21 protein-coding genes and 2 pseudogenes are annotated in these 24,332 nt (G+C 70.3%); 14 read left to right on the top strand and 9 right to left on the bottom strand.

Features of this window, described 5'->3' with window-relative positions:
- The 6 genes and pseudogenes from ACGFI9_RS32340 to ACGFI9_RS32365 form a co-directional block, all read left to right on the top strand.
- The gene (locus ACGFI9_RS32340) at positions 1 to 564 is read left to right on the top strand and encodes an NADH-quinone oxidoreductase subunit J (protein WP_393184065.1); all 564 of its coding nucleotides are present in this window, start codon (positions 1 to 3) and stop codon (positions 562 to 564) included.
- Positions 561 to 863, top strand: coding sequence for an NADH-quinone oxidoreductase subunit K (locus ACGFI9_RS32345; RefSeq protein WP_030504358.1), 303 nt, complete (start codon positions 561 to 563; stop codon positions 861 to 863). Before ACGFI9_RS32340 ends, ACGFI9_RS32345 begins: the two co-directional genes overlap by 4 nt.
- Positions 860 to 2,692 (top strand): NADH-quinone oxidoreductase subunit L, encoded by a 1,833-nt coding sequence (locus ACGFI9_RS32350; protein WP_393184067.1) that lies wholly within the window; start codon positions 860 to 862, stop codon positions 2,690 to 2,692. The genes ACGFI9_RS32345 and ACGFI9_RS32350 overlap by 4 nt, the downstream gene beginning before the upstream one ends.
- A 4-nt stretch (positions 2,693 to 2,696) precedes the next feature.
- The gene (locus ACGFI9_RS32355; RefSeq protein ID WP_393184069.1) at positions 2,697 to 4,187 is read left to right on the top strand and encodes a NuoM family protein; all 1,491 of its coding nucleotides are present in this window, start codon (positions 2,697 to 2,699) and stop codon (positions 4,185 to 4,187) included.
- A 3-nt stretch (positions 4,188 to 4,190) separates the two neighbouring features.
- Positions 4,191 to 5,603, top strand: a complete 1,413-nt coding sequence (locus ACGFI9_RS32360; protein ID WP_393184071.1) for an NADH-quinone oxidoreductase subunit N — start codon at positions 4,191 to 4,193, stop codon at positions 5,601 to 5,603.
- Between the two features lie 35 nt (positions 5,604 to 5,638).
- Positions 5,639 to 5,818 (top strand): annotated as a pseudogene (locus ACGFI9_RS32365) (C40 family peptidase); the annotation flags it as partial.
- Between the two features lie 65 nt (positions 5,819 to 5,883).
- On the opposite strand, the gene ACGFI9_RS32370 reads toward ACGFI9_RS32365, so the two are convergent.
- Positions 5,884 to 7,407, bottom strand: coding sequence for a multicopper oxidase family protein (locus ACGFI9_RS32370; protein ID WP_393184073.1), 1,524 nt, complete (start codon positions 7,405 to 7,407; stop codon positions 5,884 to 5,886).
- 153 nt (positions 7,408 to 7,560) lie between these two features.
- Here ACGFI9_RS32370 and ACGFI9_RS32375 point away from each other — a divergent pair, with 153 nt between their 5' ends.
- The 3 genes from ACGFI9_RS32375 (at position 7,561) to ACGFI9_RS32385 (ending at position 11,812) form a co-directional block, all read left to right on the top strand.
- A complete protein-coding gene (locus tag ACGFI9_RS32375) occupies positions 7,561 to 8,253 on the top strand; it encodes a response regulator (RefSeq protein ID WP_393184075.1) in 693 nt (230 codons plus the stop codon).
- Positions 8,250 to 9,365 carry a sensor histidine kinase gene (locus ACGFI9_RS32380; protein ID WP_393184077.1) on the top strand — a complete coding sequence of 372 codons (1,116 nt, stop codon included), beginning with the start codon at positions 8,250 to 8,252 and terminating at the stop codon, positions 9,363 to 9,365. Before ACGFI9_RS32375 ends, ACGFI9_RS32380 begins: the two co-directional genes overlap by 4 nt.
- 266 nt (positions 9,366 to 9,631) lie before the next feature.
- Positions 9,632 to 11,812, top strand: a complete 2,181-nt coding sequence (locus ACGFI9_RS32385; protein WP_393184079.1) for a heavy metal translocating P-type ATPase — start codon at positions 9,632 to 9,634, stop codon at positions 11,810 to 11,812.
- Between the two features lie 113 nt (positions 11,813 to 11,925).
- Here ACGFI9_RS32385 and ACGFI9_RS32390 read toward each other — a convergent pair whose 3' ends face one another.
- From ACGFI9_RS32390 to ACGFI9_RS32400, 3 genes are all read right to left on the bottom strand, one after another.
- Entirely contained in the window at positions 11,926 to 13,473 is a 1,548-nt protein-coding gene (locus ACGFI9_RS32390; RefSeq protein WP_393184081.1) for an ABC transporter permease, read from the bottom strand.
- On the bottom strand, positions 13,470 to 14,144 hold the full coding sequence (locus tag ACGFI9_RS32395) for an ATP-binding cassette domain-containing protein (RefSeq protein WP_393184082.1): 675 nt from the start codon (positions 14,142 to 14,144) through the stop codon (positions 13,470 to 13,472). The genes ACGFI9_RS32390 and ACGFI9_RS32395 overlap by 4 nt, the downstream gene beginning before the upstream one ends.
- A gap of 82 nt (positions 14,145 to 14,226) precedes the next feature.
- Positions 14,227 to 15,102 carry a F510_1955 family glycosylhydrolase gene (locus ACGFI9_RS32400; protein ID WP_393184083.1) on the bottom strand — a complete coding sequence of 292 codons (876 nt, stop codon included), beginning with the start codon at positions 15,100 to 15,102 and terminating at the stop codon, positions 14,227 to 14,229.
- A 138-nt stretch (positions 15,103 to 15,240) separates the two neighbouring features.
- Between ACGFI9_RS32400 and ACGFI9_RS32405 the strand changes: the two genes are divergently transcribed.
- The 3 genes from ACGFI9_RS32405 to ACGFI9_RS32415 all read left to right on the top strand — a co-directional run bounded on the left by ACGFI9_RS32405 (position 15,241) and on the right by ACGFI9_RS32415 (position 16,940).
- The gene (locus ACGFI9_RS32405) at positions 15,241 to 15,693 is read left to right on the top strand and encodes a DUF2752 domain-containing protein (RefSeq protein WP_393184085.1); all 453 of its coding nucleotides are present in this window, start codon (positions 15,241 to 15,243) and stop codon (positions 15,691 to 15,693) included.
- Positions 15,694 to 15,753: 60 nt separating this feature from the next.
- Positions 15,754 to 16,173 (top strand): DUF6153 family protein, encoded by a 420-nt coding sequence (locus ACGFI9_RS32410; protein ID WP_393184087.1) that lies wholly within the window; start codon positions 15,754 to 15,756, stop codon positions 16,171 to 16,173.
- A 77-nt stretch (positions 16,174 to 16,250) separates the two neighbouring features.
- Positions 16,251 to 16,940, top strand: coding sequence for a DUF305 domain-containing protein (locus tag ACGFI9_RS32415; protein WP_393184089.1), 690 nt, complete (start codon positions 16,251 to 16,253; stop codon positions 16,938 to 16,940).
- Positions 16,941 to 17,123: 183 nt separating this feature from the next.
- On the opposite strand, the gene ACGFI9_RS32420 is transcribed toward ACGFI9_RS32415, so the two are convergent.
- The gene (locus tag ACGFI9_RS32420; protein WP_393184090.1) at positions 17,124 to 17,879 is read right to left on the bottom strand and encodes a hypothetical protein; all 756 of its coding nucleotides are present in this window, start codon (positions 17,877 to 17,879) and stop codon (positions 17,124 to 17,126) included.
- 266 nt (positions 17,880 to 18,145) lie between these two features.
- On the opposite strand from ACGFI9_RS32420, the gene ACGFI9_RS32425 reads away from it, so the two are divergent.
- On the top strand, positions 18,146 to 18,508 hold the full coding sequence (locus ACGFI9_RS32425) for a BlaI/MecI/CopY family transcriptional regulator (protein ID WP_393184092.1): 363 nt from the start codon (positions 18,146 to 18,148) through the stop codon (positions 18,506 to 18,508).
- Positions 18,505 to 19,428: a M56 family metallopeptidase gene (locus ACGFI9_RS32430; protein WP_393184094.1), complete on the top strand. Its 924-nt coding sequence runs from the start codon at positions 18,505 to 18,507 to the stop codon at positions 19,426 to 19,428. Before ACGFI9_RS32425 ends, ACGFI9_RS32430 begins: the two co-directional genes overlap by 4 nt.
- A gap of 276 nt (positions 19,429 to 19,704) precedes the next feature.
- On the opposite strand, the gene ACGFI9_RS32435 is transcribed toward ACGFI9_RS32430, so the two are convergent.
- From ACGFI9_RS32435 to ACGFI9_RS32450, 4 genes and pseudogenes are all read right to left on the bottom strand, one after another.
- Positions 19,705 to 20,262 carry a dihydrofolate reductase family protein gene (locus ACGFI9_RS32435; protein WP_393184214.1) on the bottom strand — a complete coding sequence of 186 codons (558 nt, stop codon included), beginning with the start codon at positions 20,260 to 20,262 and terminating at the stop codon, positions 19,705 to 19,707.
- Positions 20,263 to 20,513: 251 nt separating this feature from the next.
- Positions 20,514 to 21,295 (bottom strand): annotated as a pseudogene (locus tag ACGFI9_RS32440) (IS5 family transposase); the annotation flags it as partial.
- A gap of 548 nt (positions 21,296 to 21,843) precedes the next feature.
- Positions 21,844 to 22,128 (bottom strand): heavy-metal-associated domain-containing protein, encoded by a 285-nt coding sequence (locus ACGFI9_RS32445; protein ID WP_393184096.1) that lies wholly within the window; start codon positions 22,126 to 22,128, stop codon positions 21,844 to 21,846.
- 570 nt (positions 22,129 to 22,698) lie between these two features.
- The gene (locus ACGFI9_RS32450; protein ID WP_393184097.1) at positions 22,699 to 24,288 is read right to left on the bottom strand and encodes a CopD family protein; all 1,590 of its coding nucleotides are present in this window, start codon (positions 24,286 to 24,288) and stop codon (positions 22,699 to 22,701) included.
- Between the last annotated feature and the right edge of the window lie 44 nt (positions 24,289 to 24,332).

Raw genomic sequence — 24,332 nt, forward strand, 5'->3', positions numbered from 1 at the left:
GTGATCACTCACGTCGCGTTCTGGGCCCTGGCGGTCGTCGCCGTGCTCGCCGGCGCCGCCGTGTTCATCGTCGACTCGATGGCCCGGGCCAGCTACGCCCTCGCCGTGTCGTTCATCGCCGTCGGCCTCCAGGTGCTGCTGATGCAGCAGAACTACGTCGGCGTGGTGACGATCCTGATGATGGTCATGGAGATGGCCGTCATGGCTGTCTACATGGTCATGTTCATGGGCATGAACCCGGCGCTGATGCAGATGAGCATGGTCCACGACAACCGCCACGCTCTGGCGGTGTCCATCGGTGTGTTCGTGCTCCTCGCCGCCGGGGTGCTGCTCGTGCCCTGGCCCACGCGACGCGGCGCTCCGCCCGTCGACGTCACCGAGGCGTTGGGGGAGGAGCTGATGGGCCCGAAGATGCTGGCCATGGCGGCCGTCGGCGCGGTCATGGCCGCCACCATCGTCTCCGGCGTGGTGCTGGCAGCCCACCGGACCCGCTACGACCGGTTCGGCGACGACCTGCGCCGGCGGCCGGCCGACGACCCGCAGCCGGGAGGTGTCGGTCGATGACCCTGCAGACCGTGCTGCTCGTGGCGGCGGCGCTGTTCAGCGTCGGCCTCTACGGCGCGCTGTCCCAGCAGGTGGTGGTCATGGTGATGATGGGGCTGGAACTGATGCTCAACGGACTCATCCTGGCCGCCGCCGGCTTCTGGTGGTTCCTCGCCCCGGACCCGTCCGGGCAGGTCCTGTTGCTGATCATCATCGTCGCGATGACCGTCGAGATGGCGATGGGCTTCGCCGTGGCCACCCATCTGCATCGGGTACGCCGCACCGACATGACCGACATGGCCGCGGACCTGTCCCGATGAACCCACTCGCGCAGACGGCCCTGTGGTCACTCGTTGCCCTCCCCACAGCGGCGGGCACCCTGCTGACCACGACCCGGCGGGCGGAGCGCGCCGCCGCGCCGGTCTCACTTGCCGTCGCGGCAGCCACGGTCGTCCTGGCGGTGGTGGTCGCGGTGGCCCGGCCTGCCGTGGCGGTGCCGTTCATGGCGGGCGTCGACTTCGCGCTCACCGTCGACGGGCTCGCCGCGCTGCTGGTGCCCATGCTCGCCGTGGTGACCCTGCTGGTGCTCGCCGCCGCGGCAGGGGAGATTCGCCGTTCGCAGGCACGCTTTCACGGCCTGATGCTGCTGTTCGCCGCCTCCGCCGCGCTCACCGTCACCTCGGCGACCCTGCCCACGTTGCTGTTCGCGTGGGAGATCATGGGCGCGGCCTCGTACGCGCTGATCGGGTTCTGGTGGCGTGACGAGGACCGCGTGTCCGCCGGCCTGACCGCGTTCGTCACCACCCGCTCGGCAGACCTGGGCCTGTACGTCGCCGCGGCAGCCGCGCTGGCCGGCGGCGCGGGTCTGGCCCTGGCCGACCTTCCCCACGGCAGCCCCGGTTGGCGGCACGTCATCGCCGCGGGGATCCTCGCCGCGGCGCTCGGCAAGGCCGCGCAACTGCCACTGTCGTTCTGGCTGTCTCGGGCGATGGCCGGCCCGAGCCCGGTCAGCGCGCTCCTGCACTCCGCGGCGATGGTGGCCATGGGCGGCTACCTGCTGCTGCGGGTGCAGCCCCTGCTCGCCGCGACCGGCTGGGCCGCCCCGATGGCCATGTGGGTCGGCGGTCTGACGGCGCTGCTGCTCGGGGCGGTGGCGGTCGCCCAGCGGGACATCAAGCAGCTTCTCGCTGCCTCCACCGCCGCCCAGCTCGGGTTCGTGGTGATGGCCGCCGGGGCCGGCACGGTGGCCGGCGGCGCCGCCCATCTGATCGCGCACGCCGCCACGAAGGCGCTGCTGTTCCTGGCGGCAGGGGCGTGGCTGACCGCGCTGGGCACCACGCAGCTCGCCGGCCTGCGCGGGGTCGTCGGGCGGTGGCGGCTGGTCGGCTGGTCCGCCACCGTCGGCGCGCTGGCGCTGGCCGGGATCCCGCCGCTGTCGCTGTGGGCGACCAAGGATGCGGTCCTCGCGCAGGTTCTGGAGCAGTCGCCGTGGTTGTATGCGGTCGGCCTGGCCGCGTCGGCGTTGTCGGCCGCGTACGCGGGCAAGCTGCTCGTCGTCATCTGGCGACGCGACGGCGGCGACCGTGGCCCGATGGAAGCCGGGCGCATTCGCGGACTGCAACAGGCACCCCTGGTGATCCTCGCGGTGGGTGCCGCCTATGCCGGTCTGCTGGCCCTTCCACCGGTCGACGCCGCGGTCGCCCGGGTCGCTGGCGAGCCGGGCGCGCTTCACGTGTCCCTCGTCGAGCTTGCGGTCTCGGCCGTGATCGCCGTTGTGGTCGTCCTGTTGGTTGTCCGCCGCCCACTCCCCGAGCCGAGGTGGGCGTTGCGGTGGCTGGGGCTCGAGGCCGCCGCACGGGTGCTGATCGTCCGCCCGACCCTGCGCTGTGCCGAAGCGCTCGCCCGCTTCGACGACCAGGTCCTCGACCGCGGGGTCGAGGTCATCTCGGCCGGGACGCTGCGCCTGGCCGGACGGGCCAGCGGCGTGGACGACCGGTGGCTCGACCGCGCCGTGGAACGGCTCGCGGCCGAAGTTCGCCGGCTGGGGCAGCTTGCGCGCCGGCCGCAGACCGGCCAGCTGCACCAGTACTACCTGCAGGCTGTCCTGGTGCTCCTCGTCGCCGTCGTCCTCCTTGTCCTGTGGGGATAAGCCCTTGCTCAGCCTGATCGTCTTCCTGCCGCTGATCGCCGCCGTGGCGCTGGCCGCCGCGCCGCGTCTCGACGGCGCCGTGGCGCGCTGGACCTGGGTCGTCGTGGCGGCCGTCGACCTCGGACTCATCATCGTCCTCTGGCTGCGCTACGACACTCCGCCGCCCGGCGAGTTGGCCTTCGCCGAGCAGGCGACCTGGATTCCCGGCGTGAACAGCAGCTACCACATCGGCGTGGACGGTTTCTCGTTGCCGCTGGTGGCGATGACAGCCGTGATCTACCTGGCCTGCGCGGTGTACGCGCTACGCGAGCGGCACCGCCCCCGCGCTCACGCGGCTCTGTTCCTGTTCCTGCAGAGCGTCAGCCTCGGCCTGTTCGTCGCCGCCGACCTGATCCTGTTCTTCGTCTTCTTCGACCTGTCCATCGTCGGCATGTACTTCGTCATCGCCGGCTGGGGCCACGGCAACCGAGCACACTCGGCGCTGAAGTTCTTCCTCTACACCTTCCTCGGCTCGCTGGCGCTGCTCGTCGGCTTCATCGGCCTGTACGTCGCGGCCAGCCCGCACACCTTTGACATGCCGGAACTCATCGCCACACCGCCGCTTCAGGGCCGGCCGGTCGCTGGTGGACTGGTGCTCGCGGCGATCCTGCTCGGCCTGGCGGTGAAGACGCCGACCGTGCCCTTCCACACCTGGCTCCCGCCCGCGCACACCGACGCGCCGGCCGCCGGCTCGGCGGTCCTCGCCGGGGTGCTGCTGAAGATGGGCACCTACGGCTTCGTCCGCATCGCCATGCCGATGCTGCCGCAGGCCTGGCGCGCGTGGGCCTGGGCGGCCATCGTTGTCGGCGTCGTGTCGGTGATCTACGGCGCGCTCGTGGCGCTGGCCCAGACCAACGTCAAACGCATGATCGCCTACACGTCGGTCAACCACATGGGCTACATCATCCTCGCCGTCGGCGTCGCCGGCCTGGTCGCCGCCGACACCACCCAGGCACGCAGCGTGGCGGTCGCCGGGGCGGTTACCCAGATGGTCAGCCACGGCCTGATCACCGGCGCACTGTTCCTGCTCACCGGCGTCCTGCAGGACCGCGCCGGCACCTACGACATGCGCGACTTCGGCGGGCTCGCCGCACCCGCGCCAACCTTCGCGGCGCTGTTCGCCGTGGGAGCGTTCGCCTCCCTCGGCCTGCCCGCCTTCTCAGGCTTCATCGCCGAGTTCCAGATCTTCACCGGTAGCGTCGCCGCCGCCCCGGTCACCGCCGTCGCAGTCCTCGGCATCCTGATCACAGCGGCGCTGTTCCTGCGCGCGCTGCAACGCGTCTTCACCGGCGACACCGCCGGCAGCTCGGTCCGCTTCACTGACCTGCGTGCCCGCGAACTGTGGTCGGTCGGGCCGCTGCTCCTGCTGTCCCTGGCGGTCGGGGTTCTGCCGCGCCCGCTGCTGGATGTCATCGAACCCGCCGCACAAGCCGTCGTCGGTCTGCTCGGGCGGTGACCGGTGGAGACGGCGATGATGCGACCGCTGCTGCTCCTGCCCGAAATGCTGCTCGCCGGCGGCGCGCTCGCCGCCCTGATCGGCGGTTCCTTCGTCCCCCGCCACCGGCAGTGGATCATCCGGGTCTTCACCGCCACCGTGCTCGTCGCCACGATCGTCGCGGCCGCGATCCAGATCCGCAGCCCGGCGACAAGCGCCTTTGACGACTCGTTCGCCGTCGACACGGCCACCGGCATCGCCCGCATCCTCGCGGCGGCCGGCACCCTGCTCATCCTGGCGATCGCCGCCGACGAGATCTCCAGCAGCCCGCGGGAGAGCGAGACCTACGCCCTGCTGCTGTTCTCCACCTCCGGCACCGTGCTGCTGGCAGGTGCGAACGACCTGCTCGCCCTCGCCGTCGGGCTCCTGCTCGCCAGCATCCCGCTGTACGCGCTGATCGGTCTCGCGCACACCGGCGCAGGGGCGGAGGCGGCCATGAAGACGTACCTGATGGGGGCCTTGTTCGGCATCCTGCTCCTGCTCGGGGTGACCATCCTGTCCGGGGTCACCGGCACTACTGCCTACGCCGAACTCGCCGACCGGCTCCCCGACGCACCGCGGGCGGCGGTGACCGTCGCGGCGCTCGCCGTCATCGCTGGCCTGATGTTCAAAGCCGGCGGAGTGCCCGCCCACTTCTGGGTCCCCGACGCGGCGCAGGCAGCCACGGCCACGGCCGCGACGTTCCTCACCACCGTGCCCAAGATCGGCGCGCTGGTCGCGGTCTACCGGCTCGCCACCGTACTTCCCCCGTCATCGTCGTGGCCGCTGCTGGTGGCGGCGCTCGCGGTGGCGAGCATGACCTTGGGCAACCTCGCCGCGTACTGGCAGTCCGACCCCCGGCGGCTCCTCGGCTGGTCGACGGTCAGCCAGGTCGGCTTCCTGCTCGTACCGATCGTCGCGGCCGGCCGCAGCGAGCTCGCCCTACCGTCGCTGCTGGTGTATCTCACCGGCTACACCGCGACCAACATCGCCGCGTTCGCGGTCAGCGCCGCACTGCCCGAGCGCCGCGACCTCACCGACTACCGCGGCCTGGCCGCACAGCGGCCCTGGCTTTCCGCGGCCCTGCTGGTCGCGTTGCTCGGCCTTGTTGGCACGCCACCGACCGCGGTGTTCGTCGGCAAGCTCACCACCGCGACCGCGGCCTGGGACGGGGGATACGCCTGGCTCGCCGTCGTCGTGTTCGGCAACAGCGTGCTCAGCCTCTTCTACTACCTGCGCTGGATCACGCCCACCTACCGCCACCCTGAGGACATGCTCTCGGTGGAGTCGCGGTTGAGCCCTCGCCGATGGTCGGCGCGCCTGGCGGTGTCCGCGGCGGCGCTCAGCCTCGCCGCAGGTCTCGCCGCCGGGCCGCTCTGGCACGTCGTCAGCCGGTAGCAGGAACACCGCGTACGAAATTCGGGTGACCGCTCCGGCCTCAGGCTCGACCCGGTGACCTGGTGTTCTTCTTCAGCGACCTGCACCACATGGGTCTGTATCTGGGTGACGGCCTGATGGTGCACGCGCCTCGCACCGGCAAGCCCGTCCAGGTCACTCCGATCAGCTACATGCCCATCGCGGGTTTCCGCCGAGTCACCTGGCGCCACGAGTGATCCGGAAGGCCCCTGGCCCGTCGAAGCCAGGGGCCTTCCGCGCGCCTGCTGCGCTTCGGGGATCGCTATGCCTGGTAAGCCAGGTTCGCCATCATCCCCGACTCCGCGTGATAGATGTTGTGGCAGTGGGTCATCCACTGACCCGGATTGGTGGCGTCGAATTCGACAGCCACCGTCTGCTTGGGCACGACAATCACCGTGTCTTTCCGCGCGCCGGTGCCGGCGACCGCGAAGGTGTGCCCGTGCACGTGCATGGGATGGAACATGGTTGTCTGGTTGACGAACTCCAACCGCACCCGCTCGCCCTGCCCCACCACCAGGGGATCGAGCTTGTCGAAGGTGGTGCCGTTGACGGTCCAGCGGTAGGGCATCATCGAGCCACTCAGCACCAGACGGTGAACACGGTCCGGCTGGCGTCGCTCCAGCGTGACAGCCTCGGCGGCACGCAGCCCGCCGGTGAGCAGAACCCGGCGGTCCAGCTCCGCGGGTCGCACGGCGGCGCCAGGGAGGCCCCCCGCGCCGGTACGGACCACCGCCAGCCCTTGTCCGTCCTTGCCCTCGGCAACTGCCACGAGGGGAAAGACACCGTCGCCGAGGTCCACCGTGACATCCGCCCGCTCACCCATCCCCAGCAGCAGGGCATCGCCGGTGGTGGGCGTGACCGGGAAACCGTCGGTGTGGGTGACGGTGAGGCGGTGGCCCCCCAGAGCGACCCGGAACGCGGTGTCCGAGGCGGCGTTGACCAGACGGATCCGCACCCGCTGGCGCGGCCGACCGGCCAAGGTCACGGGAGCCTGCGGGGTCCTGCCGTTGACCAGATAGTGCGGGTAGGCCACGTCACCGGCGCCACCCAGCACGGGCGAGGTCATCGTCTCCATGCCGCCCATGGACATGCCGGTCATGCCACCCATGCTGCCGTGATCCATGCCGGCCATGTCTCCGTGGCCACCCATCGACTGCAACGATGCCAACACGTCCTCGGGTGTGCGGCCGGTACCGTCGACCCAGTCGTCCAGCACCACGATCCACTCCTGGTCGTACCGGCCGGCCTCGTGCGGGTCGTCGACGACCAGCACCCCGTAGAGCGCACGATCGAGCTGCACCCCCGAGTGCGGGTGGTAGAAGTAGGTGCCAGGGTCGGGGACCGTGAACTCGTAGGTGTGCCGTCCGCCCGCGGCGATCGCCTGTTGGGTCACCCCGGGCACACCGTCCATGTCGTTGCGCAGCGCGACCCCGTGCCAGTGCACGCTCGTCTCGGCGGCGAGGCCGTTGGTGACCTCGACCCGGAGCACGTCTCCGGCCTGCGCACGGATCAGTGGCCCGGGCGCGGACTCGTCGTACCCCCAGGTCTGCACCTGCCGGCCGCCGAGATCGAGAGTGACCGGGCGGGGGTTCAACGTCGCCGACACGGTGCGGCCGCCCGGCCGCCGCCTGGCCGCCTCCGTCCGCGCCACCAGGTCCCCGCCGGGTGCCACGAGCTGCGGGTCGAACAGGCCGCCCGCCCAGGCGGCGGCGCCGGCCGCCCCGGCGAGACCAACTGTCCCGGCGATGCCGGCCAACAGTCGTCGACGGGTGAGGGTGGGGGACATGGCTGCTCCTTCGCCTACGAGGAACCCTGCCTGCAGCCTGGCTTCCGCAGTTGGCCGGCGACCACGTCGCCCCGCATTCTTCAGTGAATCTTCATGAGCGCCGCAACGTCACCTGCGCACGACGACACCGCAGCCCGAGGCAGGATGGATCCCATGGGCGTACGTGTGCTGGTGGTCGACGACGAGCGCAGCCTGGCCAAGGTCGTCGCCAGCTACCTGGAGCGCGACGGGCACGAGGTCAGCTGTGTCTTCGACGGCCGGGCCGCGGTAGCAGCCGTCCGGCGGGACCAGCCGGACGTCGTGGTGCTGGACCTCGCCCTCCCCGGCCTCGACGGCATCGAGGTCTGCCGCCAGATCCGCACGTTCACCGACTGCTACGTGGTCATGCTCACCGCCCGCAGCGAGGAGGTCGACAAGCTCATCGGCCTCGGCGTCGGCGCGGACGACTACCTGACCAAGCCGTTCAGCCCACGGGAACTCGTGGCCCGGATCCGCGCCATGCTCCGCCGCCCTCGCGCCACCGTGGCCCCGTCGCCGCAACAGCCGGCCCGCGCCATCGGCGCCCTGCGGATCGACACCGCAGGCCGTGAGGTGTGGGTCGACGGACGACCGGTCGAACTCACCCGTACCGAATTCGACCTGCTGGCCGCGTTGTCCGCCCAGCCGGACACGGCGCTGCGCCGCCGCCAGCTCATCGACCTCGTCTGGGGTGCCGACTGGGTCGGTGACGAGCACCTCGTCGACGTGCACATCGGCCACCTGCGCCGCAAGCTCGGCGACGACCCCGCAGCCCCCCGATTCATCCGTACCGTCCGCGGCGTCGGCTACCGAATGGGGCAGGGATGAGAGGGCAACTCGGACTTCCCGGTCGACTCCTCGCCGCCCAGACCTTCGTGGTGCTCACCGGTGCCGCAACCCTCGCCATGGTAGCCGCCGCAGTCGGCCCGGCGATCTTCCGCAGCCATCTACGGCGGGTCGCCGGTCCGGTCGACCCGGGCACCGCCCATCACGTCGAGGAGGCGTACGCCTCGGCGAGCGCACTCGCCCTCGGCGTCGCGATCGCCGCGTCGCTGCTGGCAGCCCTCGCCGTCAGCGCCTACCTGGCCCGCCGCCTCGCACAACCGGTCACGCAACTCGCCGCCGCCGCGGCCGACGTCAGTCGGGGCGAGTACGCGGCGCGGGTGAACGCTCCCGGCTTCGGCCCCGAGTTCGACACGGTCGCTGCCGCCTTCAACGCCATGGCCGCCCGCCTCGCCGACGCGGAGACGACCCGCCGCCGGCTCCTGGCCGACCTCGGGCACGAGCTGCGCACTCCGCTGGCCACCATCGAGGCGTACGTGGACGCCGCCGAGGACGGGATCGCGGTCGAGGGCGAGGAAACCTGGACGGTGCTGCGGGCGCAGACGACGCGACTGCGGCGCCTGGCCGAGGACGTCGTCGCGGTGTCCCGCGCGGAGGAGCACCAACTCGACCTGCACCGCCGGCCGGTAGCGGCCGGTGAACTGGTCAGCGCCGCTGTGGCCGCCGCCCGACCCCGGTATGTCGCCAAGGGCGTAGCGCTGCACGAGCAGGTGGCACCGGATGCCGGACTGATCGACGCCGACGCGCAACGGATGGGCCAGGTACTGGGCAACCTGCTCGACAACGCCCTACGTCACACCCCGCCGGCCGGACACGTGACGGTGCGCGCGACCCGGGACCACGAAGGTGTTCACGTCAGCGTCGCGGACACAGGCGACGGCATCGACGTACGGCACCTACCGCACGTCTTCGAGCGCTTCTACCGGGCGGACGCCGCCCGGGACCGCGATCATGGTGGATCGGGGATCGGGCTGGCCGTCGCCCGCGCGATCGTCACCCAGCACGGCGGTCGGATCACCGCCGCCAGCGAGGGCCGCGGCAAGGGCGCGACGTTCACCGTCACCCTGCCCGCTGCCGGACCGCGCGCTGCCAGCTGACCGAGGCGCCGCTCTCACCCGCCAGCCGACCATCATCGCGCCCATCGCCCAGATCCAACCGTTGCCATTCACCGGGCTCCTCCTCGCTGCTTCACCCCGACATCGCTCCCGGCCGTCGCGCCGGCGTCAGCGGCTATCGGCCCTGCTCCCTGGGCCGAAAGCCCTACCCCTGCTGGGTAGCAGGAAAAGAAGGCCCTATTCAGAGGGGATTCCCCACTTGTGCCATACCCCCTAGGGGTATATGTTGATGGCGGAGGTGGACCCCAATGACACGTCACCACACCAGCCACGCCGCCGTCGCGACCACGCACGACCATTCACATGGCGCCCATGATCCACAGGTCGCACAGCCTCACGAGAGGCATGCAGCGGCAACCCACTCCCCGGGACACGACCAACACCATGACCACCACGGGGGGCATGCCGGCCACGGCGGCGGACACGACAAGCACGCCGGCCACGACCCGGAACAGTTCCGGCGAAAATTCTGGCTCAGTCTGGCGCTGACCGTGCCGATCGTGGCCACCAGTCACATGGTCATGGACTGGTTCGGCTACACCCTCGACTTCCCCGGCATGACCTGGGTCGGCCCCATCCTCGGCTCCCTGGTGTTCGCCTACGGCGGCTGGCCGTTCCTCGTCGGAGGTGTCCGCGAGGTCCGCGACCGGGCGCCCGGCATGATGCTGCTCATCTCGATGGCCATCACCGTGGCGTACGCGGCCTCACTGGCCACCAGCCTCGGCGCGTTCAGCCTCGACTTCTGGTGGGAGCTGGCGGCGCTGGTGACCATCATGCTGCTCGGCCACTGGCAGGAGATGAAGGCGATCGGGCAGGCCCAGGGCGCCCTGGCGGCCCTCGCCGCGCTGCTGCCCGACGACGCCGAACGACTCGACGACTCCGGCCGACCGCACCCGGTCTCCGTGGGTGATCTGCGGGTCGGCGACGTCGTGCTGGTCCGCTCCGGCGGCCGGGTCCCCGCCGACGGCCGCATCGTCGACGGCGCCGCGGAACTGGACGAGTCGATGATCACGGGGGAGTCCCGGCCGGTGCCGCGCGCCGTCGGGGACCGGGTCGTCGCCGGCACCGTCGCCACCGACTCCGCCCTGCGGGTACGCGTCGAGGCCGTCGGCGAGGACACCGCGCTGGCCGGCATCGGCCGGCTCGTCGCCCAGGCGCAGGCGTCCGCCGGCCGCGCGCAGGTGCTCGCCGACCGGTTCGCCGCCTGGCTGTTCTACCTGGCCACCGCTGCCGCGCTGATCACCTTCGGCGCCTGGTGGGCAGTCGGCGACGTCAACGAAGCCGTGGTCCGCACCGTGACCGTCCTGGTGATCGCGTGCCCGCACGCCCTCGGGCTGGCCATCCCGCTGGTGATCGCGCTGTCGACGGCGGTGTCGGCCAAGGCTGGCGTTCTGGTCAAGGACCGCCTGGCACTGGAACGGATGCGGGGCGTGGACGCGGTGCTGTTCGACAAGACCGGCACCCTGACCAAGGGCGCCCACACCGTCACCGCCACCGCCGCCAGCGCCGGGCTCACCGAGGACGAGGTGCTGCGGATCGCTGGTGCGGTCGAGGCCGACAGCGAGCACCCACTTGCCCGGGCTCTGGTCAAGGCAGCCCAGGACCGTGGCCTGACCGCCAAGGCCCGTGAGTTCCGCTCGCTGACCGGACGCGGCGTCCAGGCTGTCGTCGACGGCATGTCGTACGGCGTCGGCGGCCCCGCCTTGCTGCGGGAACTCGACGCCACCGTGCCCGCCGACCTCGAGGCCGTCACCGGCCGGTGGTCGGCCCGGGGCGCCGCCGTCCTGCATCTCGTGCGGCTACCGGCCGACGGCCGACCCGAACCGGTCGGCGCGTTCGCGCTCGAGGACGAGGTGCGGCCGGAGGCCCGGCAGGCCATCGCCGAGCTGCGCGAACAGGGCGTGAAGAAGATCGTGATGATCACCGGGGACGCCCGGCCCGTTGCCGAGGCGGTCGCCGCCGACCTCGGCTTCCGGCCCGGCGTGGACGAGGTGTTCGCCGAGGTACTGCCCGCGGACAAGGATCGCGCTGTGGCCGCGTTGCAGGCGCGGGGCCTGACGGTCGCCATGGTCGGCGACGGGGTGAACGACGCCCCCGCCTTGGCCCGCGCCGACGTCGGCATCGCCATCGGGGCCGGCACGGACGTCGCGATCGAATCCGCCGGCGTGGTCCTGGCCAGCTCCGACCCGCGCGGGGTCACCGGCGTGATCCGGCTGTCCCGAGCGTCGTACCGGAAGATGGTGCAGAACCTGGCCTGGGCGGCCGGCTACAACGTCGTGGCCATCCCGGTCGCGGCCGGCGCCCTGGCCTGGGCCGGCATCGCCCTCAGCCCGGCCTTCGGTGCAGTGTTGATGTCCGCCTCCACCATTGTGGTGGCGCTCAACGCCCAGCTGCTCCGGCGGGTGCGCCTCACTGCAGGACGCGACTGAGCAGATGAGACTCTGGCCCGGCCGGCACACAGCCGGCCGGGCCGACGTCGCCGGCACCCTCCCGATGGTCGCACTGGCCGACGAACGTGCCGTGTCCATCCGGGCACAGGAGCCTACGGGACGGACCTCTCCGGCTGTGGCGCAGCAGTTCGCACCACGGCCCGGGCGCGGCCCGGTGGCGCCACAGACCAGTGGTAGGCCACCGTGACGGCCAGCGACAACGCCACCAGCCACCCCAGCGCCACGATCAGCGCGTCGAGTTCGTCGAACCCCCGCGTCAGCGCGCCGTCGAGCAGCACCCTGACGCCGCCGTAACCGGGCAGCGCCTTCGCCCACGTCGGCGGCTGGGCGCGCAGCATCGGGCTCTGACTGATGCCAAGGTCGAGAAACGGCAGCAGGAACGCCATGAAGACGCCGCCGACCCGCCCGAATACCGGCGCGATGAGGGCACCGACGAGGGCGTACGTGACGGCGACCAAGACATTTCCACCGGCGTACACCGGCCAGCGGACCGCGTCGAAGACCGACGCCGTGGTGGCCAGCGACACCGCCTTGGCCAGCAACCCTGCGGCGGCGAGCACCCCGAGCCGACCGGCCAGCAACGCCGCCGGACGCAACCCGGCCAGCGCCACCCGGCGATCGCCGGCACGGCTGTCCAGCACGGTGAACAGGCCGGCCAACGCCGCCAGCGAGGCGACCGCGATCGGCGCCATCGTCGCCCCGTGCACCTCCGGCATCGGATACGTCTCGGCCAGCCGCCGGCCGTGCTCGCGCACCGTCACGATGATGGGCTGTTCCGGGGTGATCGCGTCGGCCAACAGAATGAAGATCACCGGGACCGCGACGTAGAGCGCCCACAGCGCCGGATTGCGGTACCCGTCCCGCCGCGCCGCCCGGGCGGCGCCCGCCAACTGAGCCCACCAACCGCCCGCCCGATGCCGTCGGCGGACCGCCCCAACCCGCCGGGTGCGCCACACCGCAAGGGTCCACGCGACCGCCATGGCCACGACCGTCCACACCAGGCCCCACCCGAAGTCGCCGAGCCGCCCGCCATGCCCCGATGGGAGATTCACCATCCACGAGGTGAGGAAGTGCAGCGGCAGGATCCGCGTGCCGACTCGCTCCTGGCCGCCCATCGCCGGGCCGAGGAATACGTCCAGGATCCAGATCAACAGCATCACCACCGTGCCATTGACCGGGTTGCGCTCCAGGGCTCCCACGGCCGCCCCGATCCCGACGTAGACGACCGCCGCCATGAGCGTCCCGACGACCACGTGGCCCGGCCGGTCGACGCCGGTCCGCAACGCGAGTGTGAGCAACGCGATCGCGCTGACCAGCACCGCCAGCGTCAGCCCGGTGAGGAGCCGGGCCGCGACCATGCGGGCCGGCCGCAGCCCGGCGAGCACCACCCGCTGGTCCGTTTCGCGGGTCGCGGCACTCTGGAAGTACATGCCGATCCCGGCGAGAAACGCCGCCGACCACGCGGCCGTGGCGTCCTCCACCGCCGCGCCACCACGGCCACCGAGAATCCGCGCCGCGTCGGCCAGTGTCCCGGCCACCACGACCACGAACACCACGGGTACGACGACGAGCAGCAGCAGGTTGACCCGGTTGCGGGCGTAGTCGGCGAGGAACCGCCGCACGAACGCCAGGACACTCATCGTGGTGCCGCCCGGCCGTCCGTGATGGCCACGATCCGGTCGAACCGCTCCTCGTCCACCACGAAGTGGCTGATCACCAGAGCGGCACGGCCGGCCCGGCGGCGCTCGCCAACCAGGTCCCAGAACTTCTGGTACGTGTCCCAGTCAAAGCTCGCGTACGGTTCGTCGAGCAGCATCAGCTCGGGATCCGGCAGCAGGGCCAGCGCCAGGTTGAGCTTGGCAAGCGTCCCGCCGGAGAGCCGTTCGGCCCGGGTGCGGGCGTACCGGCCGAAGCCCAGCTCGTCGTACAGTGACCGCCGCGACTGCTCCGTCTCCTCCTCGGCCATGCCGTAGGCGTGGCCGAAGAGGTCGAAGTGTTCATCGCAGGTCAGCCTCGGATACAACTGCGGGCTCTGTGGGCAGTAGCCGATCCGCCCACGGTGCGCGATCGTCCCCGCGTCGGCGCGCAGCGCGCCGACGAGGATCTTCATCAAGGTGCTCTTGCCCGAGCCGTTCTCGCCGATCACCCCGACTACCTGGCCTGGCCGCAGGTCGAGGTCCACCCCACGTAGTACGGGCTGACGCCGGCGGGACAGTCCTCGGCGGTAGGACTTGCGCAGGCCCCGGGCGGTCAGTACGGCAGCCGCCTCTGGTGGCTGCCGGCCAGGCACGGGGTCTTCGCGACCGGTCACACGTCACCTCCGTAAGCACGGGGGGTGGTGTGAGCGTTCGTGCTGGCCTCAGCTTAGGGGCGGTGGGGGAGGGGTACCGCCGTTACGACAGGGAGGTCTCCAACGCATGCCAGCTGACCCCCGAGTCGCTGCTGCGCCGCACGTCACCCGATCGGGTCGCGACGAAGAGTTGATCCCCGTGCGCGGTGAACGCCACAGGGGCTTCGGGCGCGGTCCCGCCGGCGGGCGACCAGGTCTCACCGCCGTCGGACGACAGGAGGATCCGCCCGTCCACGCCGACGGCGTAGAGGTGCTCGGCGTCCCGCCAGTGCAGGAGTAGCACCGGCGGTCCGCCGGACGGCTGCCACGTGCGGCCGCCGTCGGTCGAGCGCTGCACGCCGCTTTCGGTGGTCGCGAGGATGGTGTCCGCCCGCTTCGGGTCAATGGCGAGGTCGTACGCGTCGATCTGGGAGCGGCTGTCCCAGGCGGTCCGGTCGCTGCTGGCCATCAGCGTCCCAGAGGTGGAGTCCAGGCCGTAGGTGATCGCGCCGGTCGTGCGCAGTAGGTGGAAGTCGGCGTGCCCGGCCAGTGAGAGGGACTGCCAGCTGTCGCCGCCGTCCCGGCTCTCGATGAGGCCAAGGTGAGCGGGCCCGGGCTGTCCCGGCGCAGGGTGGCCGGAGGCGAGGAAGTGGTCCGGGCCGACGACGGCGAAGCCCATGGTGTCCTGGCGTGCGTCGCCCACCAGTGAGGCCTGGTTCTGGGACATGCGCACGACGCCGTGGTGGGTCGCGACGTAGAGCTGTCCGTCGGCCGGATTGACCTCCAACCCGTGCACGTGGCTCACCGCTGTCGTGGCGACATGGTGGTCGGTGTCCGAGCGATCGCGCCATCGGCTACCGAGCAGGGCGGCCGCGGTCAGGACCAGAACGGCGACCAGCCCGGCCGCCCAGATCCTCCTGTTGGCAGACCTGCCAGGCATCCTGATCTCCTCGTGCGTGGTCCCCTCGCCAAGTGCCCATGGTATGCCATCTACTATGCGCGGTTAGTAGAGACGTGTCGGGATAGGTGTCTCATGCCCATCTCGGCACTCGTGCTGTTGGGCACACGAGGGGGTGGGATGCGACAGGTGGCGGTGGACAGGCATCGCACGGCGCAGCGTCCGGCGACGCTGGCGTTGGCGGGCGCCATCGGCGCGGCGGCGTCTTTTGTTCTCCGGTTCAACCCCACTGACCGGGTCGCTGATCCCACTGGCCCATGCCTGTGGCATGCGCTTACCGGAATCAACGGCCCGGGTTGCGGCGGAACGCGCATGTTCTACTACCTGCTGCACGGTGATCTCGTCGACGCGGCTCGCCACCACCTGGCCGCCCTGATCGCCGTCCCGTTCCTCCTCTACACGGGCGTCCGCTGGGCCGGCATCGCCTGGTTCGGGCGGGAGCTTCCCGCGCTACGGTGGTCGCCGCGCGTCTACTGGGCCTACGGCGTCGCCTTCCTGCTCTACAGCACGGTCCTCCGCAATCTGCCGTGGCCGCCGTTCACGTGGTTCGACATCCCGAACCTGACCCCCTGAGGGGCGCGTGCGATCAGGACCCCTCTCGGCTGCATTCACACCAACTAGCCTAGGTTTGGGATGAAAAGTCCGATGGTGAACGAACCGAGCCCGCGGAGGCAGACGCTGCTGCGGCTGGTGCTGCTCGTCGCCCTGACGTTCGGCGTGTTCGGCATGCACACCTTCGGCCACCCACCCGACCTCGGATCCTCCAGCGCCGGGCATATGACGACCGCCGTCCACAAGGTCGAAACTGTGCCGTCTACAGAGCAGGGCCACCACGGCTCGCACGGCCACGGCGACGGCCTTCACGCGTTCACCGTGTGCCTGGCTGTGCTGGGCAGCGTCCTGGTCCTCAGCTCCCTTTCGGTGCTACGGCAGCGCCGGTGGGACCTCAGCCTGGCGGCCGGCACGCGGTCCTCGGCGACGGGCGGGCGTCGAGTTCCGCCTCGCCGCCCCATCGGGCTACATCTGACCGCTGTGTCGGTCCTGCGGACATAGGAAGCGCGTGAATCCGGGGACTGCCCGGATCCGACGACCCCATCTTCGAGAACCTAGCGACAAGGACTACGTACCTGATGAAGCGAACCATCCTGCGCCGCGGCGCCCTCGCGGGCGTCGCCCTGTCCGCTCTGCTCGTCACCGCGGCCTGCGGGGGCGGTGACGACATGGCCGGCATGGAGCACGGCAACAGCGGTCCGTCGACGAGCACCTCGTCCTCGGCGAACGCCACCTTCAACGACGCGGACGTGATGTTCGCCCAGATGATGATCCCGCACCATCAGCAGGCGGTCGAGATGGCCGACCTGGCGCCGACCCGGGCGAACGACCCGGAGCTGAAGGACCTGGCTGCCAAGATCAAGGCGGCGCAGGATCCCGAGATCACCACCATGAAGGGGTGGCTGACGGCGTGGGGAAAACCCACCGAGCTTCCCGGCAACCACAGCATGCCCGGCATGAGTTCGTCGCCCGGGCACAACATGCCGGGGATGTCGGCCTCGCCGGGTCATGACATGCCGGGCATGAACTCGGACATGCCAGGCATGATGTCCGAGCAGGAGATGTCGGACCTCGCCGCGGCCAAGGGCACCGCGTTCGACAAGAAGTTCGCCGAGATGATGATCGCCCACCACAACGGCGCCATCGAGATGGCCAAGACCGAGCAGGCCAACGGCAGCAACCCCGAGGCCAAGGCGCTCGCCGCCAAGATCGCCTCGGATCAGGCCGCGGAGGTGCAGACCCTGCAGAAGATCCTCGACCGCCTGTAAGCCGGGTATCTCCGGCCGGGCTTTGACGTCCTGGTCGAGCCCGGCCGGATCGCTCTCTGCCGCCCTGTGCGGCAACTCGGTCTGAGCACACGAGCGCTGCGGCCCCTCGCCGCAATAGCGAGGGGCCGCAGCCTGTCTCGGCGATCCGGCGAACGGACCCCTCCACCGCGGTCGACCCGACGATCAGGCCCAGATCACGTGGGTGACGACCATGGTGCCGTCGGCGAAGTGCCGGACGTAGGTGGAGTGCCGGTCGGCGCGCGAGCCGCTGACCAGCGTGCCCCAGGACTCGGGGGAGTTGCCGACCGACGCGGTGGCCGGCGCGGAGCCGACGGTGCTGGTCGAGTCGAGGTGCGAGTAGATGGTCACCAGCTCGTCGTAGTCGTGCTGGTTGGGGTGCTGGTTGGTGCTGGGGTCGTTGGTGTAGTCCATGCAGGTGCCGAGGTTGGCGTTGTTGAAGTTCTCGTCCTGGTGGTCCAGCCCGAAGGTGTGGCCGACCTCCTGGCAGGTGACGAGGTTGCGCCACGCCGGCGTGTTGTACTGGGCGGTGTTGAAGTAGGTGTCGTTCAACTTCACGGTGCCCTGGGTGATGTGCGTGCCGCCGGTGATCGAGATCGAGGCGATGCCGAGCCAGCCGTTGTTGCCGTAGGTGGAGTTGCAGACCTCGACCCGGCCGCTGACGCCCTTGCAGTTCTTCGGGTTGGTCGAGCCGGCCACGACGGTGGTGTCCAGGACGGTGGACTTGCTCCAGTCGGCCGAGGCGCCAGACAGTGCAGAGTCCCACTGGGAGCTGACGTTGTCACCCAGCTTCAGGGTGAACGGGTTGGCGGTGCGCGCCCAGTGGTAGCCGCCCCAGCTGTGGTTGGCCTGGGCGGGCGACGGGAAGGCCAGCAGGGCGAGGGTGGCGGCGCCGGCGGCGGCCAGCAGTTTCTTGTGCATTCCAGCTCCTCTGGGAGTGCCGTTGGGGGTGGGTACGGCATTGACCCGCATCACTTCATACGCCCTGTCCTTGCCGGGGTGGACCTTGCGGAACGCAACTTTTTCGCCCTCTGTAAATATGGACCTTCTTCGACGTCGTTGTGAGCCGGTCGAGCGCTCCTGAGGTACCAGGTCCCTGCGCCCACTAGCGGCCTCCGCCGGCCCGGCACGTCCTGGTGGCCCACCGCGTCGCCTCGCGTACGCTTACGGGCACGAAGGGGGAGCACGTGGCGGAGCTGGGCAAACTCGAATCGGCCGTCATGGACGTCCTCTGGCGCGCCGACGAACCCGTGCTGGTCAGAGATGTCCTCGAGGCGCTCACCACCGACCGTGCCCTGGCCTACACGACCATCCTCACCGTGCTCGACAACCTGCACCGCAAGGGCTGGGCGGTGCGGGAGAAAGACGGCAAGGCGTACCGCTATCGCCCCGCCGGCACGCGTGAGGAGATCACCGCCCGCGCGCTGCGCCAGGTGATCGAGACCAGCACCCACCCGGATCTGGTACTCCTGCACTTCGCACGGTCGGCTTCCGACCGCGAACTGCATATCCTCAAGCAGGTGCTGCACGAGCGGGAATCCGGCACGTGAGCCTCGCGCTCGCCCTGCTCACCGGCACCGCCGCCGTCGCCTGGTGGGGCCCCGCCGCGCTGCGCCTGTGTTTTCGCCACGTGGCTGACCCCATCGCGGTGTTGCTCGGCTGGCTCGGGTTGCTCCTCGCGGTGATCGCCACTTTCGTCCTCGCCATCGCCATGCTCCTCGCCCCGGGGACCACCCACGAGTGGGCGCTGCATGACCTCGCCCGCATCTGCTGGCACTGGACTCGGCCCAGCCGCCCACCCGCCCTCGACGAGGTTGTCGGGGCAGCGGGGGCGCTGATCATGCTCGCCGTGCTCGCCAAGTTCGCTGCCACGTGTGCCCGCCGGGCACGCAGCGCCCACCGCGCCCGGCGGGCCCACGCGGATCTGCTCACCCTCGCCGGCGGGGTGTCCATCCCCGGCGAGGCGGCGGTGCTGTGGATTCCGCACCCGACCCCGTTGGCCTACAGCCTCGGCGGATCCGGTGGAGTGACGGTCCTGGCCAGCTGTGCCCGTGACCTGCCGGCAGACCAGCTCGCCGCGGTCCTCAGCCATGAGCGGGCCCACCTGCGCGAGCGTCACCATGTCCTCGTTTCCGCCGTGGAGGGGCTCGCGGCGGCCGTACCCTGGCTGCCGTTGACCCGGGAAGCGCCGTCGGCTGTCCGTCTGCTCGTCGAGCTGCGTGCGGACGCCGCTGCCGTGCGCGAATGCGGCCACGCGGCCGTGCGAAATGCGCTGCTGACCTTCGCTGGCGCGCCGCATCCGCCGTCCGCTCTGTCGATGGCGGGCGCGGACGTGGCAATCCGACTGCAGCGACTTCACGCGCGGCGCCCGCACGAGCGAAACGTTGCTGCTCGTGCCGTGCTCGCTTCGGTCGCCTTGATCGCGCCCCTGAGCATCGGCCTGCTCGCCGGCATCATCTCCTGCCTGTAGACGTCAGTCCCGAATCCTCCTGGAGGCGTCGGCGGGTGAGCGCAAGGACGTCGGTCAATTAGCCAGGGTCGCCGATGATGTCGTGGCCGCGCGGAGAAGGGCATCGACCTCGTAGTAGCCGTTCGGGCCGATGCTGCGCCGCTGGCGACATCCACGGAGCCCTCGACCGGGCTCTTCGAAGACGTCCTCGCCTTCGAGGAGTCGTTTGGCGCTGCACGGCGAGCGCAAGGAGGACGCCGCGCTGCCGGTGAGCTGGCGGCGATGGGCTCCTGTGATTCAGCGCGCGCGGCGGTAGTGCATGGCCACCGCGCCGTTGCGGAGCGGCTCCGCTGAGAGCAGCTCGAGCTGGCGCGTGCCGGGCAGCCCGCCCTGGTGCAGCGTCGGGCCGTGGCCGGCGATCCTGGGATGGACGAGCATCTTGTACTCGTCGATCAGGTCCAGCCGGTCGAGCTCGGTCGCGAGCTTGCCGCTTCCGAGGAGGACCCCGGCCGGGGTCGCGTCCTTGAGCTTCTGCACGCCCTCGCGCAGATCACCGGCGATGTGGTGGCTGTTGGCCCACGGGAAGTGCTTGCGCGTCGACGACACCACGTACTTGGGTTTGGCCTCCAGCTTGACCGCCCACTCGCGCATGGCCGGCGGCGCCTCCTCGTCGCCGCGGGCGACGGCCGGCCAGTAGCTCTCCATCATCTCGTAGGTGACGCGACCCCACAGCATTGCCCCGCCCTCGTCCATGAGACGGGTGAAGAAGGCGTGCGTCTCGTCATCAGCGATCCCCTCCTGGTGGTCGACGCAACCGTCCAGGGTGAGGTTGAGGCTGAAGATGAGCGGTCCCATGGCCAGCGAGTCTAACGCCACTACGGCGTCGGCCCAGGCACGCGTCGCGTCAGCGAGCTCGCGGTACACGCGGCCTGTCTCGTTGAAGTCGTCGGTCTGGACGAGCCTGCGCTCGCTCGCGGGCATCGCCAGCTCGACACCCACGACCAGGGCGGCTCCCAAACTCACGCCCAATGAAACCGGCCGGAAGATGCCGGGACCCAGACTCCCGCCCAGTCGGGACCGCTACTCGCGCTCAGAACCAACCAGGCTCATAGCCACCCGCCGATGACGGCGATGGTGAGGGTTGCTTGGTAGCGGACGGCCAACTTGTCGTACCCGGTGGCCATGCCGCGGTGGCGTTTGAGTCGGTTGATACCGCACTCCACGGCATGTCGTTGCTGGTAGACGACGGGGGATCGAAGGCGGGTGGTCGGCCGCACTTCGACCCTTTGGCCTTGCGGTGAGCGTCCTGGTCGCTTTTGCTCGGGATGCAGGCCTTGATCTGGCGTCGGCGCAGGTAGGCGCGGTTGGCCTTCGAGGTGTACGCCTTGTCGGCCAGGACACGGTCCGGGCGAGTACGCGGCCGGCCCCCGGGGCGGACCACCCGGATCTGTTCCAATACCGGCACGAACTGAGGGCTGTCGCCGCGTTGCCCGGCGGTCAGAAGCATCGCCATGGGTTTCTGGCCCTGCTCACAGGCCAGGTGCGTCTTGGTGGTCAGACCCCCGCGCGAGCGGCCCAACGCATGGTCGGCAGGCCCGTCCTGCAGCCCACCGGGTGGTTCCTTCTGCAGCTGACCGTCCCGGCGAGCACCCGCGGCATGCTGGTGAGCGCAGTTGGTCGTGGAGTCCACGCTGACGTCCCACTGGATACGGCCTCTCGCGTCGGCGTGGGCCTGCAACGCCGACAGGATGGTTTGCCACGTGCCGTCACGCTGCCACCGACGGAACAAGCCGTAGATCGTCTGCCAGGGCGCGTACTGCTCGGGCACGTCACGCCAGGGCGCACCGACCCTGATCCGCCACCGGATCCCGTCGATGAGCTGCCGTCTTGTCCCGAGGCGGAAACCGCCAGCTCAACGCCGCACTGCACCGCATCGCCGTCACCCAACTACGACTGCATCCGCCCGCCAAAGCACTCATCCAACGACGCATCAGCCAAGGCAACTCCAAAACCGAAGCCCTCAGAGTCCTCCGCCGCCACCTCGCCTACATCGTCTACCACCAACTGCAACTCACCACGCCACAAGGCTTGCACCGCACCACGACTTGACATAGGAGATTCACGAGGTCTCCGGTGCATGGTGCTTCTTGGTCGTTGAACCAAGTACCGGAGACCTCGCTGTCTACCGATCACCGCCACGCCGCGACTTCCCCGATCCCCAACACTTCTGAAACACGCCTTAGGTGTGCTCGTAGCTGGTCATCAGTGGGCTCGACCAGGAAGCTGCCGTCGGGCCACAACAGCGTGGGAACAAGTCGTTGGCCCCGCTGCAGCTGGCGGACGAGTCATGTCGGTCTCGTTGAGCGCTTGGGCAGCTCGGCAAGCCGCATCCCCTGGACACCGCCCGGTGGTCAGGGGATGCGGCCCTGCAGGAGGTCAGCCGACCAGGTGGTAGCCGGCCCGCTCCACCGCAGCGCGGACGTCCGCGGTCTCCAGCGGCTCGGCGCTGGCAACGGTGATGGTGCCGCCGGCCACGTCGGCCTGTACGTCGGTCACGCCCGCGACCTCGGCGACGTGACGGGTCACGGTCTTGGCGCAGCCGCCGCAGGTCATGCCGGACACCGTGTACGTGTTCCGGACGCCAGCCTCGGTGCCGACGGCGGCAGGGGTGCTGTCAATGGTGACGGTGCTGCAGCCGCAGCCTGATTCATTGCCGCACATGTGGATCTCCTCGTGATTGCTGGTGTTTCCGCTTCCACGGCGCGTCGCGGACGGCCGCGCAGTGCCTGGCCGACCCCAGCCGGCCAGCATCTTGAAGATACCCCTCCCCGGTATCTCCCTCAAGAGCCTGGCGGAACCAAGCAAACACCAGCCACTATGCGCGGGATCACTTAACAACGCCTACCGATAGGGGGTAATCGCGTTGCCGGAGGCCGTCGTCGCCCTGGCGTTCGTCGCCGTCCAGGCGGCCCGCCGCGAGCCGCTGCTGCGCCTGTCGATCTTCCGCGCCTCGAACCTCGCCGCCGCCAACCTCGCCCAACTGCTCCTCGGAGGGGTCTGGATCCCGATGTGGATCCACCGTGCCGGTCCTGCCGCGAGCGCCCATAGGCTGGACCAGCCATTGGCTTGTGCGGATGGGTCCCCGAAGTCAGGAGAGCAGGGCGCCTATGACCCACCTCGGCTCACCGCCTTGATGCGAATTCCCCACTCGCCGCCGGCTCCGGAAGCCGCCGTCGTACGCCCACGACTCGTGTGGCTCACGCGTCCTGTCGTCTCACGTGCACGTGGCGTCTAAGTCTCGGCGTTGACGAGGATCGCGGTGACCAGCAGGACGGCCAACATCAGCAACGCTTCGACCAGGACGGTGCGGCGTAGCTGGTGAGTGCCGTCCGTCGCACGGTCGTCAAGCCGAGGGACCACACGCCTGGTGTTGTAGAGCCCGACAAGGGCAACAACCGCCACCAGGGTGACCTTGACGAGAAGCACCCGTCCCCAGCTGGTTGTCACGAGATGGCCCGGCCGTTCCAGGATCAGAAGCGTCAACGCGACACCGGCGACACCGGTGAGCGCTACCGCGGCGGTGGCCGGTATGGAGAAGCGCACCGCCATCTCTGCCGCACCTGTTGGGGCTCCCAGGCGGGCTCGGCCGAGCAGCAGGACGGCGAGGAGAAGAACCCCGCCGACCCACACTGCGGCGGCGATGGTGTGGGCGAAATCGGCCGCCGCGACGACGACCCGAGGTTCCGCGGTGACGGTGTGCCCGTCGAGTAGGAAGGAACCCAACAGCAGCGCCACGGTGACACCCAAGACCACGGGGCGGACAGCTCGCGCTCGCACCCGCGCAACGCCGTCGCCGGTCGGTTCACCAGCGGCAGCAGGCGTCACCAGGTTCCGAGAGTCAGTAGGTATGGCGGCGACCGTCGGTACGGAGTGCCGCCCGACAGCGTGCCGGCCCCGGATCGGCGCCGCTTCGAGTGAACCGGACAGGAGCAGGCCTGCCCCGCCGGTGAACCGTAGGACCAGGCTGGCGGCCACGGGCGTCTGGCTGAGGGCGGCCAACGCCGGGACGCTGGCCGCCGAGGCGAAGGTGCCCTGCTCGCTGAAGACCGCCGCGAGTGCCGCCAGCTCAAGGGCCGTTCCGGCTGCTACGGTCAGCCCAGCTGCCCGCACCCAGACCTGCACTACCCGGATGTCGCTGCGAGTACCGACCAATGTGGTCAACGCGAAGACAAGACCACCGACACCGAGCAGGATCGCCCCGTAGGACAGCCACCGCCCGAGGCTGCCGACGAACTGCACGGGTCCCTGGCCGGCGTTGGCGGTATGGCCGACAGCGTGTCCGCCGGAATGGTCGGGTGGCGAAGCCGAGGGCATACCGGGCCCACCATGGTTGGCATGTCCGTGCGGGCTGGGAGCTGCCTGGGGTTTGGCGGTCGCTCCGGGCGGTGGGGGAGGCGAGGCCATCGTGAAGGTGAGGACACCTGTCAGGGGGTGGGCGTCCGGGGCTGCGACATTCCATCGCAACTTGAACGTGCCGGTGGTCAGGGGAGTGGTCGGGTGGATCAGCCATGTACGGCCCCCGTCGGGGGTGTGGCTGGTCGCTGGTACGGGGTTGTCCTTGCCGTCGGAAAGCTTGAGTCCAGCTCCCGTGGGCGTGCCGGCGGCACTGAACGTCAGTCGGATCTCTCGAACAGCGCCATCGACCCGCGCACCGTCGGCCGGCACGGCCTTCAGCAGCTTGAAATGCGCGGCGGCGGGGGAGGCGAAGCCGAGCGCCAGGATGAGGGCGGGAAACAGCGCCAGCCACAGCCGCAGTGCCCAGCGTGCGGCGCGACGTGCTGACGGCGGATGACAGGCAGGACCCGATGATGCGGAAAGCAAGGTTAGGCCGCCCGGCGACGCCGCTGGAAAGGCACTGTGGATCC

It is taken from the genome of Micromonospora sp. NPDC048930, assembly GCF_043197935.1.
Lineage (GTDB): Bacteria > Actinomycetota > Actinomycetes > Mycobacteriales > Micromonosporaceae > Micromonospora.